We start from the raw sequence: 15099 nt of genomic DNA, 5'->3' as shown, positions 1-15099 counted from the left end.
CCGTCAGGCTGGCGCTGTCCTCCGGACTGCCGCCATCGAGCGCGAAGGCTGCGCTGGAACTTGCCAGCAGCATGATCGGTGACCAGCAGGCCACTGAAGCCGCTCTGAAGACTCAGAAAAGCGAACCCTGCGGATCGTCCTTGCCGCTGGGGCCCCTGGCTGGCGCGCGGAAGCGCGACGTATCCAGCTCGAAACGGTTGTAGCGGAAGCCGAGCCGTTCGGCGGCCTTGTAGAAACGCTGGCGCAGCAGGTCCGCCCACACACCCGTCCCGCGCATGCGCGTGGCAAAGCTGGCATCGTAGGCTTTGCCATCGCGCATATCACGCACGCGGTTCATGACCCGTTCCGCGCGGTCGGGAAAATGCGCCAGCAGCCATTCCTCGAACAGCGGCCGCACCTCCCAGGGCAGCCGCAGCACAATGTAGTTCGCATAGACGGCGCCCGCCTCGCGCGCCGCCTCCAGCACACGTTCCAGGTCGGGCTCGGTGATGAACGGGATCACCGGGGCGATGCTCACGCCCACCGGGATGCCCGCGTCGGCCAGCGTGCGGATGGTGCGCAGCCGGCGCGACGGCGTGGCCGCGCGCGGCTCCAGCGTGCGCGCGATGCCGGCGTCCAGCGTGGTGATGGTGACCGCCGCCACCGCCAGCCGCTTCGCCGCCATCGGCGCCAGCAGGTCGATATCGCGCTCGATCAGTGATGACTTGGTGATCAGCGCAACCGGGTGGTCGCACGCTTTCAGCACCTCCAGCAGGCCGCGCGTGATGCGTTGCTCGCGCTCGATCGGCTGGTAGGCGTCGGTGTTGACGCCCAGCGCAATGGTCTCGCAGCGGTACGACGGCCGTGCCAGCGCCTCGCGCAGCCGGTCGGCGGCGTTGGTCTTGGCATACAACTGCGTTTCGAAGTCCAGCCCCGGCGACAGGTCCAGGTAGGCGTGCGTCGGCCGGGCGAAGCAGTAGATGCAGCCGTGCTCGCAGCCGCGGTAGGGGTTGAGCGAGACATCGAACGGGATATCCGGCGACGCATTGCGTGTCAGGACCGAACGGGCACGCTCGATATGGACTTCCGTGCGAAGTGGCGGCAGCGGGACTTCGTCCGGCGATGGTGCAGCCTCGACGGTATGGGGCGCCTCTTCCGGCGCACTGCCCCAGCCATCGTCGAACACTTCACGCTGGTCGCGCTCGAAGCGCCCCTGCAGGTTGCTGACGGCGCCCCGGCCCTTGCGTGCCACCGGCAGCCGCATGCCTGCCTGCGGCGCTTGCGCGTCCGGGTCGGCATCGCGCGGCGTCGGGCGGCTGCTGGCGGGATCGGGTTTCTGCGGGGGGCGCGCCATGCTGGCCTTGGTCACACTGCCTGGCTTTTCTCCTCGACGGAAATCGCCAGCGTCTCCTTGATCTCTTCCATCACTACATAGCTCTTCGACTGCGCCGCGCCGGGCAGCTGCAGCAGGATATCGCCCAACAGCCGGCGGTATTCGCCGATCTCGCGGATGCGCGCCTTGATCAGGTAGTCGAAGTCGCCCGAGACCAGGTGGCATTCCAGCACTTCCGGGATGCGCAGCACCTCGCGCCGGAACTGCTCGAACATATTGCCCGACTTGTTGCCCAGCGAGATCTCCACGAACACCAGCAGGGCGCTGCCCAGCAGCGCCGGGTTCAGCCGGGCGTAGTAGCCCATGATGACACCATCGCGCTCCAGGCGCTTGACGCGCTCGATGCAGGGCGTGATGGTCAGCCCGACCGCCTCGGCCAGGTCCTTCATCGACATCCTGCCGTCGCTCTGCAACGCGGTCAGGATCTTGCGGTCGAGCCGGTCGAGGGTGCGCAGGGGCTGGCGACTCGTTCTCATGAGTTTTTCCTGTTTTCCTGAGAAATTCGGTAACTATGACTGGATTGCATTCAATAGTATAGAGACAAATCCTTAATCTACTTGTCATCGCAGTTGGAGCCCCCGAACATGCGCGTTCTCGTACTTGGCAGTGGCGTTATTGGCGTCACCAGTGCGTGGTATCTGGCCAAGGCCGGTCACGAAGTGACTGTCGTCGACCGCGAGGCTGGTCCTGCGCTCGGCACCAGCTTTGCCAACGCAGGGCAGATCTCGCCCGGCTACGCGTCGCCGTGGGCCGCGCCCGGCGTCCCGCTCAAGGCGATCAAGTGGATGTTCCAGGAACACGCGCCACTGAGCATCCGCCCGGACGGCACGCTGTTCCAGCTGCAATGGATGTGGCAGATGCTGCTGAACTGCAGCGCCGCGCGCTACGCCGTCAACAAGGAGCGCATGGTGCGGCTGGCCGAGTACAGCCGCGACTGCATCCGCGCGCTGCGCGCGGATACCGGCATCGCTTATGAAGGCCGCCAGCAAGGCACGCTGCAGGTGTTCCGCACCGACGAGCAGCTGCAGGGCGCGGCCAAGGACATCGCCGTGCTCGAAGAAGCCGGGGTGCCCTACCAGTTGCTTTCGCGCGAGGAACTCGCCGCGAGCGAACCGGCACTGGCCGCCGTCCGCCACAAGCTGGCCGGCGGCCTGCGCCTCCCCAACGATGAAACCGGTGACTGCCAGCTGTTTACCCAGCACCTGGCAGGCCTGGCCGAAACGCTAGGGGTCAAGTTCCTGTACAACCGCTCGATCGACAGCCTGATGACCCAGGGCGATGCCGTTACCGGCGCCTTGGTCAATGGCGAGCCGATCGCCGCCGACCTGGTGGTGGTGGCGCTGGGCAGCTGGTCGACGCAACTGGTCAAGCCGTTCCTGCGCGGCATGTCCAACCTGCCGGTCTACCCGCTCAAGGGCTTCTCGATCACGGTGCCGCTGACCGATGCCTCGCGCAGCCCGGTGTCGACCGTGCTCGACGAGACCTACAAGGTCGCCATCACCCGCTTCGAGGACCGCATCCGCGTGGGTGGCATGGCGCAGATCGTCGGCTATGACCGCAGCCTCGATCCGGCCAAGCGCCGCACGCTCGAACACGTGGTGACCGACCTGTTCCCGGGCGCGGGCGATGTCAGCCAGGCCACCTTCTGGACCGGTCTGCGCCCGATGACCCCGGACGGCACGCCCATCGTCGGCCCGACCCAGGTGCGCGGCCTGTGGCTGAACACCGGCCACGGCACGCTCGGCTGGACCATGGCCTGCGGCTCGGGCAAGCTGCTGTCGGACCTGGTGTCGGGCAAGTCGCCCGCGATCCGCGCCGACGACCTGTCGGTAGGCCGCTACCTCAAGCCCGCGCGCCAGCACCTGGCACCGCGCCCGGCTGCCGCCTGACGGCAGCACAGACCCCGCCAGCAAAAAGGGCGACCCCGCGCAGGGTCGCCCTTTCTACGTCTGCGCGCCGCGCGTGCCGGTCAGAACTGCTCGGCGCTCAGCGCATTGACCGGCGCCCCGCCGCTGACGACGGCATCGCGCAGTCCCGATGCCTGCGACAGGATATGCTCGGCAAAGAAATGCGCGGTCGCGACCTTGGCGTCGTGGAAGGCAGGGTCCTCGGCGCGCTTCGCATCGGCGGCCAGCATCGCCCGACCCAGCTGCCAGCCCGAGAACACGATGCCGCACAGCTTCAGGTAAGGCACGCTGCCGGCAAAGACGGCGTTCGGGTCGGACTTGGCATTGGCCACCATGAACGCCACCACGGCCTCCAGCGCGGCGCGGCCCTTGGCCAGTTGCGCCTGCACCGCGGTGAACGCCGCACCGCCGTGCTTGCCCAGCGCGGCTTCGGTCTCGGCGATCTGCGCGCAGATCGCGCGTGCCACGGCGCCGCCGTCGCGCACGGTCTTGCGGCCGATCAGGTCGTTGGCCTGGATCGCGGTGGTGCCTTCGTAGATCGGCAGGATACGGGCGTCGCGGTAGTGCTGCGCCGCGCCGGTTTCCTCGATGAAGCCCATGCCGCCGTGCACCTGCACGCCCAGACTGGTGACATCGATCGACAGCTCGGTACTCCAGCCCTTCACCACCGGCACCAGGAACTCATAGAAGGCCTGGTTCTGCTTGCGCACGGCCTCGTCGGGGTGCTGGTGCGCGGCGTCGCTGGCGGCCGCTGCCACGTAGGCCACGGCACGCGCGCCTTCGATCAGTCCGCGCATCGTCATCAGCATGCGCTTGACGTCAGGGTGATGGATGATGGTCACCGCCTCGCGCGCCGAGCCATCGACCGGACGGCTCTGCACGCGCTCGCGCGCATAGGCCACCGCCTGCTGGTAGGCGCGCTCGGACACCGCGATGCCCTGCATGCCGACCGAGAAGCGCGCCGAGTTCATCATGATGAACATGTACTCGAGGCCGCGGTTCTCTTCGCCGACCAGCGTGCCGATGGCGCCGCCATGGTCGCCGAACTGCAGCACCGCCGTGGGGCTCGCCTTGATGCCCAGCTTGTGCTCGATCGACACGCAATGCACGTCGTTGCGCTCACCGGTGCTGCCGTCGGCGTTGACCATGAACTTCGGCACGATGAACAGCGAGATGCCCTTGACGCCCTCGGGCGCGTCGGGCGTGCGGGCCAGCACGAGATGGACGATGTTCTTCGCCATGTCGTGCTCGCCGTAGGTGATGAAGATCTTGGTGCCGAACACCTTGTAAGTGCCGTCGCCCTGCGGCTCGGCCCGGGTGCGCACCGCGGCCAGGTCCGAGCCGGCCTGCGGCTCGGTCAGGTTCATGGTGCCGGTCCATTCGCCCGAAATCAGCTTCGGCAGGAAGGTGGCCTTCTGTTCATCCGTGCCGGCCGTCAGCAGCGCCTCGATGGCACCGTCAGTCAGCAGCGGGCACAGCGCGAACGACAGGTTCGCGCTGTTCAGCATCTCGTTGCAGGCGGTCGCGATCAGCTTGGGCAGGCCCTGGCCGCCGAACTCCTGCGGGTGCAGCACGCCCTGCCAGCCGCCCTCGCCGAACTGGCGGAAGGCTTCCTTGAAGCCGGGCGTAGTGGTGACCACGCCGTCCTTCCAGCTGCTCGGGTCCAGGTCGCCGGCGCGGTTCAGCGGCGCCACCGCCTGCTCGTTGAATTTGGCGGCCTCATCCAGCACGGCCTCGGCCGTCTCCGGCGTGGCTTCCTCGAAGCCCGGCAGCTTGCTGACAGCCTCAAGCCCGGCCAGCTCGTTCATGACGAACAGCATGTCCTTGATCGGCGCACGGTAGGTCATCGATGTCTCCCAACATGTATGAAAAAGCCGTTCGCGGGGCATCCCCGGAACGGCTCGTACTTGCTATCCGTGCCGGCCGCCGGGCGGCCGGCGAGGCATCAGCCCAGTGCTGCCACCAGCTCCGGCACCACGGTGTTCAGGTCGCCCACCAGGCCGTAGTCGGCCACCGAGAAGATCGGGGCCTCGGCGTCCTTGTTGATCGCGACGATCACCTTGGAATCCTTCATGCCGGCCAGATGCTGGATCGCGCCCGAGATACCGACGGCGATGTACAGCTGCGGCGCGACGATCTTGCCGGTCTGGCCGACCTGGTAGTCGTTCGGCACGAAGCCGGCGTCCACCGCGGCGCGCGAGGCGCCCAGGGCGGCGTTCAGCTTGTCGGCCAGCGGCGTCAGCACCTTGGTGTAGTTCTCGCCCGAGCCCACGCCACGGCCACCGGAGACGATGATCTTGGCGGCGGTCAGTTCCGGACGGTCGCTCTTGGCCACTTCGCGCGAAACGAATTGCGAAACGCCCGCGTCGGCCACGGCCGGCAGGGTCTCGACAGCAGCCGAGCCGCCTTCTGCGGCGGCGGCGTCAAACGCCGTGCCGCGCACGGTGATGACCTTGATCTTGTCTTCCGACTTGACCGTGGCAATGGCGTTGCCGGCGTAGATCGGGCGCTCGAACGTGTCCGGGGCATCGACCTTGGAGATTTCCGAGATCTGGGCCACGTCCAGCTTGGCGGCCACGCGCGGCAGGATGTTCTTGCCGTACGGGGTGGCCGGAGCCAGGATGTGCGAGTAGTCGTTGGCGATGGCCAGGGCCTGCTCGGCCACATTCTCGGCCAGGCCGTCGCCGAAGTAGGCGGCGTCGGCCAGCAGGACCTTGCTCACGCCGGCGATCTTGGCGGCGGCATCGGCCGCGGCCTTGGCGTTGGAGCCAGCGACCAGCACGTGCACGTCGCCGCCGCACTGGGCTGCGGCGGTCACGGTGTTCAGCGTGGCGGCCTTGATGGATTGATTGTCGTGTTCAGCAATGACGAGTGCAGTCATGTTATTTCTCCCCCGCGCTCAGATAACCTTGGCTTCGTTTTTCAGCTTCTGCACCAGCGTCGCGACGTCCGGCACCATCACACCCGCGCTGCGTTTGGCAGGCTCGACCACCTTCAGGGTCGACAGGCGCGGCTTGACGTCGACGCCGAGGTCTTCCGGCTTGACGATATCGAGCTGCTTCTTCTTGGCCTTCATGATGTTCGGCAACGTCACATAGCGCGGCTCGTTCAGACGCAGGTCGGTCGTGACCACAGCCGGCAGCTTGAGCGACAGCGTTTCCAGGCCGCCGTCGACTTCACGCGTCACCGAGGCCTTGCCGTCGGCAACCACCACCTTCGAGGCGAACGTGGCTTGCGGCAGGCCAGCCAGCGCGGCCACCATCTGGCCGGTCTGGTTGGAGTCATCGTCGATGGCCTGCTTGCCCAGGATCACCAGTTGCGGCTGTTCCTTGTCGATCAGCGCCTTCAGCAGCTTGGCCACGGCCAGCGGTTGCAGGTCTTCGTTCGATTCCACCAGGATGCCGCGGTCGGCACCGATGGCCATCGCGGTGCGCAGGGTTTCCTGGCACTGCGTGACACCGCACGAGACGGCGATCACTTCGGTGGCAACGCCGGCTTCCCTCAGGCGCACGGCCTCTTCGACGGCGATTTCGTCGAAGGGGTTCATGCTCATCTTGACGTTGGCCAGATCGACGCCGCTGCCGTCCGCCTTGACGCGGACCTTGACGTTGTAATCCACCACCCGCTTGACTGCGACGAGTACTTTCATGCGCTCACTCCACTGATAGCTGATAGTCAGAAATTTTGTTCGCTCGTCATTATAACCACCGGGTTGGCGGCTCTCCTGTTTTTCGAACGATCGTACTATTTTATCGGCAAAATGATGCCGGGCATAGCCCGGCAGATCCCAGCCGTCAGGCGATTGTGCCGCAAACCGGGGCTTGCGGGCATCGTCTGATTGGATGAAACCCTCAAAGTGACTTCGGCTTACCAGGCGGTAATGACCGAGTCCTTGAAGGTCGAAGTGACGTATTGCTTGATTTCGGGCGAGTGGTAGGCCTTCACCAGCTTGGCCACCCAGGGCTTGTTCTTGTCGGCCTCGCGGATCGCGATCAGATTGGCGTACGGACCCTTCGGACCTTCCATGGCAATGGCGTCCTTGGTCGGCGACAGGCCGGCCGATTCCGCATAGTTTCCGTTGATGGCCGCAGCGTCCAGGTCGTCCAGCGAGCGCGGCAGCTGCGCGGCGTCCAGCTCGACGATGCGGATCTTCTTCGGGTTCTCGACGATGTCCAGCGGCGTGGCCTTCAGGCCGGCGTCGGGCTTGAGCTTGATCACGCCCTTGCTCTGCAGCAGCAACAGGCCGCGGCCGCCGTTGGTCGGATCGTTGGGCACGCCCACGCGCGCGCCCTGCTTGAGCTGGTCGAGCGACTTGATCTTCTTCGAATACACGCCCATCGGGAAGGTGACCGTGTAGGCGATATGCGTGAACTTGTAGCCGCGGTCCTTGATCTGGGCTTCCAGGTACGGCAGGTGCTGGTAGCTGTTGGCGTCCAGGTCGCCGGCGGCCAGCGCGGCATTCGGCTGGATGTAGTCGCTGAACTCGACCACCTGGATGTTCAGGCCGTCCTTGGCGGCGACCTTCTTCACCTGTTCCATGATCTGGGCGTGCGGGCCGCCGGTCACGCCGATCTTGATCGGCTTTTCCTGGGCGACGGCGCCCGTCGCCAGCGTTGCGCCGATCGCGGCGCCGAAAATCCATTGCAGCAGGTTGCGACGTTGCATGATGTGCGTTCCTAGTTCAGAGATTGATTGGCTTAGCGGTGGCTGATGCGGCGGACGAGCCAGTCACCGAAGCTTTGTACTGCCTGCACGAACACGATCAGGATCACCACCACCGCCACCATCACCTCGGTGATGTAGCGCTGGTAGCCGTAGCGGATGCCCAGGTCGCCCAGGCCGCCGCCGCCGATCGCGCCGGCCATGGCCGAATAGCCGACCAGGCTGACAAAGGTGATGGTCAGGCCGGCGACGATGCCGGGCATGGCCTCGGGCAGCAGCACCTTCCACACGATCTGGCCGGTGGTGGCGCCCATCGACTGGGCCGCCTCGACCAGGCCCTTGTCGACCTCGCGCAGTGCGCTTTCCACCAGGCGCGCGATAAACGGGATCGCTGCGATGGTCAGCGGCACGATCGCCGCCGTGGTGCCGATCGACGAGCCGACGATAAAGCGCGTGAACGGGATCACCACCACCAGCAGGATGATGAACGGGATCGAACGCACCGCGTTGACCACCACGCCGATGGTGCGGTTGAACAGCGGATGCGACAGCACGCCACCGCGGTTGGTCAGGTGCAGCAGCACGCCCAGCGGCACGCCCAGCAGCGAGCCGACCACGCCCGAGATCGCCACCATCAGCAGGGTCTCGTTGAACGAGGTCAGGAACAGGTCAAACATTTCAGACCACATGCTCGAACTCCTCCACCACGACGCCTTGCGCCTGCAGATACTCCATCGCCGCCTTCACGTCGGCCAGTTCGCCCGTGGCCATGATCGCCAGCGAGCCGAAGGCCTGGCCCTGGATCTCGTCGATATGGCCGTGCAGGATATTGAAGTCCAGCCCGTAGCGGCGGATCGCCTGGGCCAGCACCGGCTGGTCGACGCCCTCGCCGGTAAAGGCCAGCCGGTAGACGTGGTCGCGCCCGTTGCCGAGGCGGCTCTCCACGCGCTTGAGCACGCTCGCCGGCAGCTCCTGCGAGATCACGTCGCCGATCATGGCGCGGGTGACCTCATGCTGCGGGCGCAGGAACACGTCGATCACGCGCCCGGTCTCCACCACCTGGCCGGCTTCGAGCACGGCCACGCGGTCGCAGACCTGTTTGATGACTTCCATCTGGTGCGTGATCATCACGATGGTCAGGCCCAGGTCGCGGTTGATCTGCTTGAGAAGTTCCAGGATGGAGCGGGTCGTTTCCGGGTCCAGCGCGGAAGTGGCCTCGTCCGAGAGCAGCACCTTGGGCTTGCTCGCCAGCGCGCGCGCAATCCCCACGCGCTGCTTCTGCCCGCCGCTGATCTGGGCCGGATAGCGGTCCTTCAGCGCCGACAGGCCCACCAGGTCAAGCAGCGGCAGCACCGTCGCGGCGATCTCGGCGCGGGGCTTGCCCGCCAGTTCCAGCGGCAGCGCCACGTTGTCATAGACCGAGCGCGACGACAGCAGGTTGAAGTGCTGGAAGATCATGCCGATGTCGCGGCGGGCCTGGCGCAGCGCGCCCTTGTCCAGCGCCGTCAGTTCCTGGCCGGCGACGGCCACGCGGCCGCTCGAGGGCCGGTTCAGCAGGTTGATGGCGCGTACCAGGGTGCTCTTGCCGGCGCCGCTGCGGCCGATGATGCCGAAGACTTCGCCCGCCGCTATCGACAGGCTGACGTCCCGCAATGCATGCACGTCGCCAGACGCGCCCGGGAAGCGCTGCGACAGTCCTTGCAGTTCGATCATGTAAAGGTGACCAAAAGAAAACGGCAACAGGCGAGGGATCTCCAGCGCTGTTGCCGCTCGTTATTTTTCTGAAGCGCGTATTTTATGCGATTCGCTTCATACCATAAACGACTTTTTGCCGATGTCTTTATACGTTCCCGGCATATAAGGACCGCAAAAGTCGATCATGAGCCACGCCAGGATGGCGAGCGCTTGTCGATAAAGGCCTGCACCCCCTCCAGTGCCGACTCGTCCATCATGTTGCAGGCCATGGTCTGGCCGGCAAGCTGGTAGGCGGCCTCGATGCCCATTTCCAGCTGGCGGTAGAACAGGCCCTTGCCGGCAGCCACAGCGGCGGCCGGCTTGGCGCAGATGCTGGTGGCCAGGCGCGCCACCTCTTCGTCCAGCTGCGCCGCGGGCACCACCCGGTTGACCAGCCCGCGCTCGCGCGCGGTGGCGGCGTCGATCATGTCGCCGGTCAGCAGCATCTCCATCGCCTGCTTGCGGTGCAGGTTGCGCGACAACGCCACCCCGGGCGTCGAACAGAACAACCCCAGGTTGACCCCGGACACCGCAAAGCGCGCATCGTCGGCGGCCACCGCCAGGTCGCACATCGCCACCAGCTGGCAGCCGGCCGCCGTGGCAATGCCCTGCACGCGCGCGATCACCGGCTGCGGCATCTTCTGGATCGCCATCATCATGCGCGTACAGCGGTCGAACAGACGGCGGTAATAGTCGTGCGACGGCGAGGCCCGCATCTCGCGCAGGTCGTGCCCGGCGCAGAAGGCCTTGCCGGCGCCGGCCAGCACCACCACGCGCACGGTGTCGTCCGATGCCAGCCGCCTGAGGGCTTCGGTCAGGGCATCAAGCAGCCCCTCGGACAGCGCATTGAACGCCTGCGGCCGGTTCATGGTCAGGCGCGCCACGCCCGCGACGTCGCGCGACTCGGTCAGCAGCGGCGCATCCACGCGCGCCTCGTTCTCGGCCATGGCGACGGTCTCCTATCGTTCCAGCAGCACCTTCAGGTGCGCCAGCACGCTGCGGCCCAGCGCGCTCAGGTTGTAGCCCCCTTCCAGGCAGCTGACGATGCGGCCCTGCGCATGCGTGCGCGCGACGTCGACCAGCTGGCCGGTGATCCAGGCGTAATCCTGCTCCACCAGGCCCATCTGGCCCAGGTCGTCCTCGCGGTGCGCGTCAAAGCCGGCCGAGATGAACAGCATCTGCGGGCGGAACGCATTGAGCCGCGGCAGCCAGATGGTCTCGACCACTTCGCGCACCGCCATGCCGTTGGTATAGGCCGGCAGCGGGATATTGACCATATTGGGCGCGAGATGCTCGGTGCCGCTGTAGGGATAGAACGGGTGCTGGAAGAAGCTGCACATCATCACGTGCTCGTCGCCGCGGAAGGCCGCTTCGGTGCCGTTGCCGTGGTGCACGTCGAAATCGATGATGGCCACGCGCTCCAGCCCGTGCGCCTGCAGCGCGTGGCGCGCGGCGATGGCAACGTTGTTGTAGAAGCAGAAGCCCATGGCGCGATCGGGCTCGGCGTGGTGGCCGGGCGGGCGCACGCAGCAGAAGGCATTCTCGAACTCGCCGGCGATCACCGCGTCGGTGGCCGCCACCGCCGCGCCCGCTGCCAGCGTGGCGGCGGCGAGCGTGTGGGAATTCATCGAGGTGTCCGGATCGATCGCGTGGTAGCCACTGGCCGGGCTGGCGCTTTCGAGCGAATCGACATAGTCAGGCCGATGCACGCGCTCCAGCTGCTCGCGCGTGGCGGCCGGCGCTTCCCGGCGCTCCAGCAGCCCGTCCATGCCGTGCGAAATCAGGTGATCCTCGATCGCCTGCAGGCGTTCCGGGCACTCCGGATGAAAATGCCCCATCTCGTGCCGCTGGAACTCGGGGTGCGTGTAATAGCCTGTCGGCATCTTTTATCGTCGCAATGTTGTCTCCAATCGCTACGTTAGCACACGCAAGGCAATGCCACCCAGCGGCGCCGGCGGGGCATGTCGTGGCCGCCGGCACCGCAAATGCCGCAGTGGCATCCGCTATACTCGGTGCGACTTGCAAAGGACACCATGACCGACACCCAGCGCTCACTGCGACGCCCCCTGCTGGGCGCCGCGCTTTCCGCTGCCGCACTCGGACTCTGCGGCCTCTCCCCCAGCCTGCTAGCTGCCGGCAAGCGCCGCGTCAGCGTGCGCGAGGAAGAGATCGAACCCGGCCGCTACCGCGACAACCCGCAAGCGCGCGCCTTTATCGACGAGATGGTGGCCCGCCACGGCTTTGACCGCGGCACGCTGCAGGAATGGTTCAGCCAGGCGGTCTATTCGGCCACCGTGGTGCGGCTGATCATGCCGCCCGCCACCCCCGGCCGCAAAAGCTGGCACACCTACCGCTCGCGCTTTATCGAGCCGATCCGCATCAACGCGGGCGTGCGCTTCTGGCAGGACAACCGCGACACGCTGCGCCGCGCCGAAGCCGAATTCGGCGTGCCGGCCTCGGTCATCGTCGGCATCATTGGCGTGGAAACCATCTACGGCCGCGACATGGGCACCTTCCGCGTGCTCGACTCGCTGTCCACGCTCGCCTTCGACTACCCTGACACGCCCAACCGCGAAGCCCGCACCACGCTGTTCCGCAACCAGCTGGCCGACTACCTGCTGTGGTGCCGCGACACCCGCACCGACGTGTATTCGGTGCTGGGCTCATTCGCGGGCGCGATCGGCATCCCGCAGTTCATGCCGACCAGCCTGCGCGAATACGCCATCGACTACGACAACAACGGCCGCATCGATCTGCGCAACAGCCCCACCGACGCCATCGGCAGCGTCGCGCGCTTCCTGCAGCTGCACGGCTGGGAGCCGGGCCGCCCGGTGGTGTGGCGCATTGCCAGCGACGCCGGCAGCCTGGGCGTCGCTGCCGCCGCCGCCGACGGCGAGCCGTGGCCGACGCGCACGCTCAGCGAGCTGACCCGCGCCGGCCTGCGCGTGGACGAGCCGATCAACCTGGCGCGCGAAGGCGAGACCGGCGTGCTGGTGGTGGACCTGCCCACGCCCGACCAGCCGACCGAGTACCTGCTCGGCCTGCGCAACTTCTACGTGCTGACGCGCTACAACCGCAGCTTCTTCTATGCGCTGGCGGTGTACCAGCTGGGCGAGGCCGTCAAGGCGGCAATGGGCTGACGCCCCACCGCCTTCGCCGGGGCGTCCAGACCCGTCGCGAAGACCCGGATTCCCGCTGGAGAAAGTGCCTTGTTCTCCTCAATGGAGGCAGGGCGGCCGGCTGCGTTTACAATAGCGGGTCGTTGCCACGCGACTTTCCACATGAGTAATCCGTGACCCAAACCCAGACCTTGATTCCAGCAGAACTGCTTCAGAAGTCGGACAAGATCCTGTTCATCGCCCACCTGGCGCTGGGCGACTTCACCTACCTGCAGAATTTCTTCAAGGCCTTCGCCGAGGCCTACCCGCACCTCAGCGTCCATCTCTGGGTGGATGAAGTGCGGCGCACGAGCAATTCCGCGGAATGGGGGCACCTGAAGAAGTACTCGCTTTACGACTGGCTGGGGGCGTGCGGATTCTTCAAGAAGGTCTATACCCAGACCTACAGCCCTGAACTGTACGAGGCGTCCATCCGCGAGGCCCGGCAGGAGCACTACCCTATCGTCGTCTCGCTTGCCACGCTGCGGCCACACCAGTACGCCACGCTTGCGCGCGCAATCAGTCCCGATGGCTGGATTGTCGGCATGGCAAAGCCGGTCAAGTTCTTCCAGCCTCACCATCGGCTGGCCTACCGCAAGCTGGATGCCGCCATCCCCTCGTATCGGGTCGATCGCGCCAATCCGCAGCATATCAGCGACGTCTACGCGCACTGGTTCCGGCAGGTCGGCGGCCCGGAGCTGGATGCCGCCGGGCGCTTCCCGTTCGTGGAGATCCCCGAGGCCTGGCACCAGCACGCGCACAAGCAGCTGGCAACCTGGGAGTTCGCGCCGCGTCCCGGCAAGCTGGTCTTTATCAATCCCTACGCCAAGACCAAGAAGCGTTGCTGGCCGCTGGAGCACGTCGCGGAACTGATCCAGGCCATGCAGCGGCTCGACGCGTGGCGCGACAGCAGCTTCGTGGTCAATGCCGTCCCGCAGGAGCTGGCGCATGCCCGCCAGGTCATCGGCAGCTACCGCCTGCAGCGCACCGAGCTGTTCAGCGCCGAGGACAACTTCTTCCAGCTCCCTGCCCTGCTGGCGCAATGCGACCTCATCATTTCGGTGGAAACCGCCGTGATGCACCTGGCCAATGCGGTCCATGTGCCGGTGATCGCGCTGATGCGCCAGAAGAACCCTGAGTGGACCCCCATCGATCGCAACCACAGCACCGTGATCACTGCCCCCAATGCGCGGGACTGGGTCAAGGCCATTTCCGTCGAACAGGTCATCCGAGCCATCCAATGAACCCCCAAGCGAGCGCCCCTGCGCTGGACACGACCCCGGAAACGGGTCCGAACGGCAAGCCGTCCTTCCACATCGCATTCTGCGTTGACGATAACTATTTCCGGGCGATGGGCGGCACCATTGGCTCGATCATCGACAACAACCCGGGCCAGCACTTCACGTTCCACGTGCTGACGCTGTCGGCCTCGGCGGACAACCAGCGCCGCCTGGCACGCCTGGAAACGATGTACCCCGCCGTCAGCACGCGCCTGCATGTGCTGGACCTCGGTTCGTTCAAGCAGTTCTCGCATTTCCTGGGCCACTCGCACTATTCGCTGTCGATCTTCACGCGGCTGGTGATTCCCAGCGTGCTGCAAGGCCAGACGGATCGGGTGCTGTACCTGGACGCCGACATCCTGTGCGTCAGCCGGCTGGACGAACTGGTCGACATGGACATCAGTGAGGACATCGCGGTGGTCGTGCCGGATGCGCCGGTCACCCTGCAGCGCCGCGTGGCCGCACTGGGCCTGAAGCACAACGAGTACTTCAACGGCGGCGTGCTGTTCATCAATATCGAGCGCTGGCTGCAAGAGGACATCACCGGGCAGACCATGAACGCCCTGCTCGAAAGCAAGACCGACATGCGCTTTAACGACCAGGACGCACTGAACATCGTGCTCAACGGCCGCGCCCGCTATGTCTCGCCGCGCTGGAACTACCTGTATGACCTGATTCACGACCTGAACGTGAACAAGTTCGCCATGCGGCCGGTCGGAAAGGCCGTTTTCATCCACTTTGCCGGGTCGGTCAAGCCATGGGCGGACTGGAGCGGCCATGACGCGCGCAAACTGTTCCACAAATACCTGGCATTGTCGCCGTGGCAGGATCTGCCGCTCGATCCGGCGCCGCGCAATACCAAGGAGATGCGCATGCATTCGCGCTTCATGTACCGCCAGGGGCGGCCCGCGGAAAGCCTGAAGTGGTATCTGCGCTATCTGCGCAAGCGGGTCCTGAAATAACGGCTTCGTCCGGCCCCCCGCAGC

14 protein-coding genes are annotated in these 15099 nt (G+C 66.0%); 4 read left to right on the top strand and 10 right to left on the bottom strand.

What is annotated here, in order from left to right; translation table 11 throughout:
- Window positions 1-112: 112 nt before the first annotated feature.
- Window positions 113-1333, bottom strand: coding sequence for a PA0069 family radical SAM protein (locus tag DN412_RS15840; protein ID WP_115212541.1), 1221 nt, complete (start codon window positions 1331-1333; stop codon window positions 113-115).
- 11 nt (window positions 1334-1344) lie between these two features.
- Complete coding sequence (locus DN412_RS15835; RefSeq protein ID WP_115212493.1) at window positions 1345-1848, bottom strand: Lrp/AsnC ligand binding domain-containing protein; 504 nt, start codon at window positions 1846-1848, stop codon at window positions 1345-1347.
- 108 nt (window positions 1849-1956) lie between these two features.
- Between DN412_RS15835 and DN412_RS15830 the strand changes: the two genes are divergently transcribed.
- The gene (locus DN412_RS15830; protein WP_115212492.1) at window positions 1957-3261 is read left to right on the top strand and encodes a D-amino acid dehydrogenase; all 1305 of its coding nucleotides are present in this window, start codon (window positions 1957-1959) and stop codon (window positions 3259-3261) included.
- 80 nt (window positions 3262-3341) lie between these two features.
- On the opposite strand, the gene DN412_RS15825 is transcribed toward DN412_RS15830, so the two are convergent.
- From DN412_RS15825 to DN412_RS15790, 8 genes are all read right to left on the bottom strand, one after another.
- Window positions 3342-5126: an acyl-CoA dehydrogenase gene (locus DN412_RS15825; protein ID WP_115212491.1), complete on the bottom strand. Its 1785-nt coding sequence runs from the start codon at window positions 5124-5126 to the stop codon at window positions 3342-3344.
- 98 nt (window positions 5127-5224) lie between these two features.
- Window positions 5225-6160, bottom strand: coding sequence for an electron transfer flavoprotein subunit alpha/FixB family protein (locus tag DN412_RS15820; RefSeq protein ID WP_115212490.1), 936 nt, complete (start codon window positions 6158-6160; stop codon window positions 5225-5227).
- 18 nt (window positions 6161-6178) lie between these two features.
- On the bottom strand, window positions 6179-6928 hold the full coding sequence (locus tag DN412_RS15815; protein ID WP_078195569.1) for an electron transfer flavoprotein subunit beta/FixA family protein: 750 nt from the start codon (window positions 6926-6928) through the stop codon (window positions 6179-6181).
- Between the two features lie 218 nt (window positions 6929-7146).
- Window positions 7147-7944, bottom strand: coding sequence for a MetQ/NlpA family ABC transporter substrate-binding protein (locus DN412_RS15810; protein ID WP_115212489.1), 798 nt, complete (start codon window positions 7942-7944; stop codon window positions 7147-7149).
- A gap of 32 nt (window positions 7945-7976) precedes the next feature.
- Window positions 7977-8630 carry a methionine ABC transporter permease gene (locus DN412_RS15805; protein ID WP_115212488.1) on the bottom strand — a complete coding sequence of 218 codons (654 nt, stop codon included), beginning with the start codon at window positions 8628-8630 and terminating at the stop codon, window positions 7977-7979.
- Entirely contained in the window at window positions 8620-9654 is a 1035-nt protein-coding gene (locus DN412_RS15800; RefSeq protein ID WP_115212487.1) for a methionine ABC transporter ATP-binding protein, read from the bottom strand. Before DN412_RS15800 ends, DN412_RS15805 begins: the two co-directional genes overlap by 11 nt.
- Before the next feature lie 164 nt (window positions 9655-9818).
- Window positions 9819-10622, bottom strand: coding sequence for an enoyl-CoA hydratase (locus DN412_RS15795; RefSeq protein WP_115212486.1), 804 nt, complete (start codon window positions 10620-10622; stop codon window positions 9819-9821).
- A 12-nt stretch (window positions 10623-10634) separates the two neighbouring features.
- Complete coding sequence (locus DN412_RS15790; protein ID WP_115212485.1) at window positions 10635-11558, bottom strand: histone deacetylase family protein; 924 nt, start codon at window positions 11556-11558, stop codon at window positions 10635-10637.
- A gap of 150 nt (window positions 11559-11708) precedes the next feature.
- Between DN412_RS15790 and mltB the strand changes: the two genes are divergently transcribed.
- The 3 genes from mltB to DN412_RS15775 all read left to right on the top strand — a co-directional run bounded on the left by mltB (window position 11709) and on the right by DN412_RS15775 (window position 15075).
- A complete protein-coding gene (gene mltB / locus DN412_RS15785) occupies window positions 11709-12815 on the top strand; it encodes a lytic murein transglycosylase B (protein ID WP_115212540.1) in 1107 nt (368 codons plus the stop codon).
- A gap of 152 nt (window positions 12816-12967) precedes the next feature.
- Window positions 12968-14077, top strand: a complete 1110-nt coding sequence (locus DN412_RS15780; protein ID WP_115212484.1) for a glycosyltransferase family 9 protein — start codon at window positions 12968-12970, stop codon at window positions 14075-14077.
- Entirely contained in the window at window positions 14074-15075 is a 1002-nt protein-coding gene (locus DN412_RS15775; protein WP_115212483.1) for a glycosyltransferase family 8 protein, read from the top strand. The genes DN412_RS15780 and DN412_RS15775 overlap by 4 nt, the downstream gene beginning before the upstream one ends.
- The last annotated feature ends 24 nt before the right edge of the window (window positions 15076-15099 follow it).

It is taken from the genome of Cupriavidus lacunae (genome assembly GCF_003353055.1).
Taxonomy (GTDB): Bacteria; Pseudomonadota; Gammaproteobacteria; order Burkholderiales; family Burkholderiaceae; genus Cupriavidus; species Cupriavidus lacunae.
Note: the sequence above shows the minus strand (reverse complement) of the source record. Positions and strands in the feature narration are given on the sequence as shown.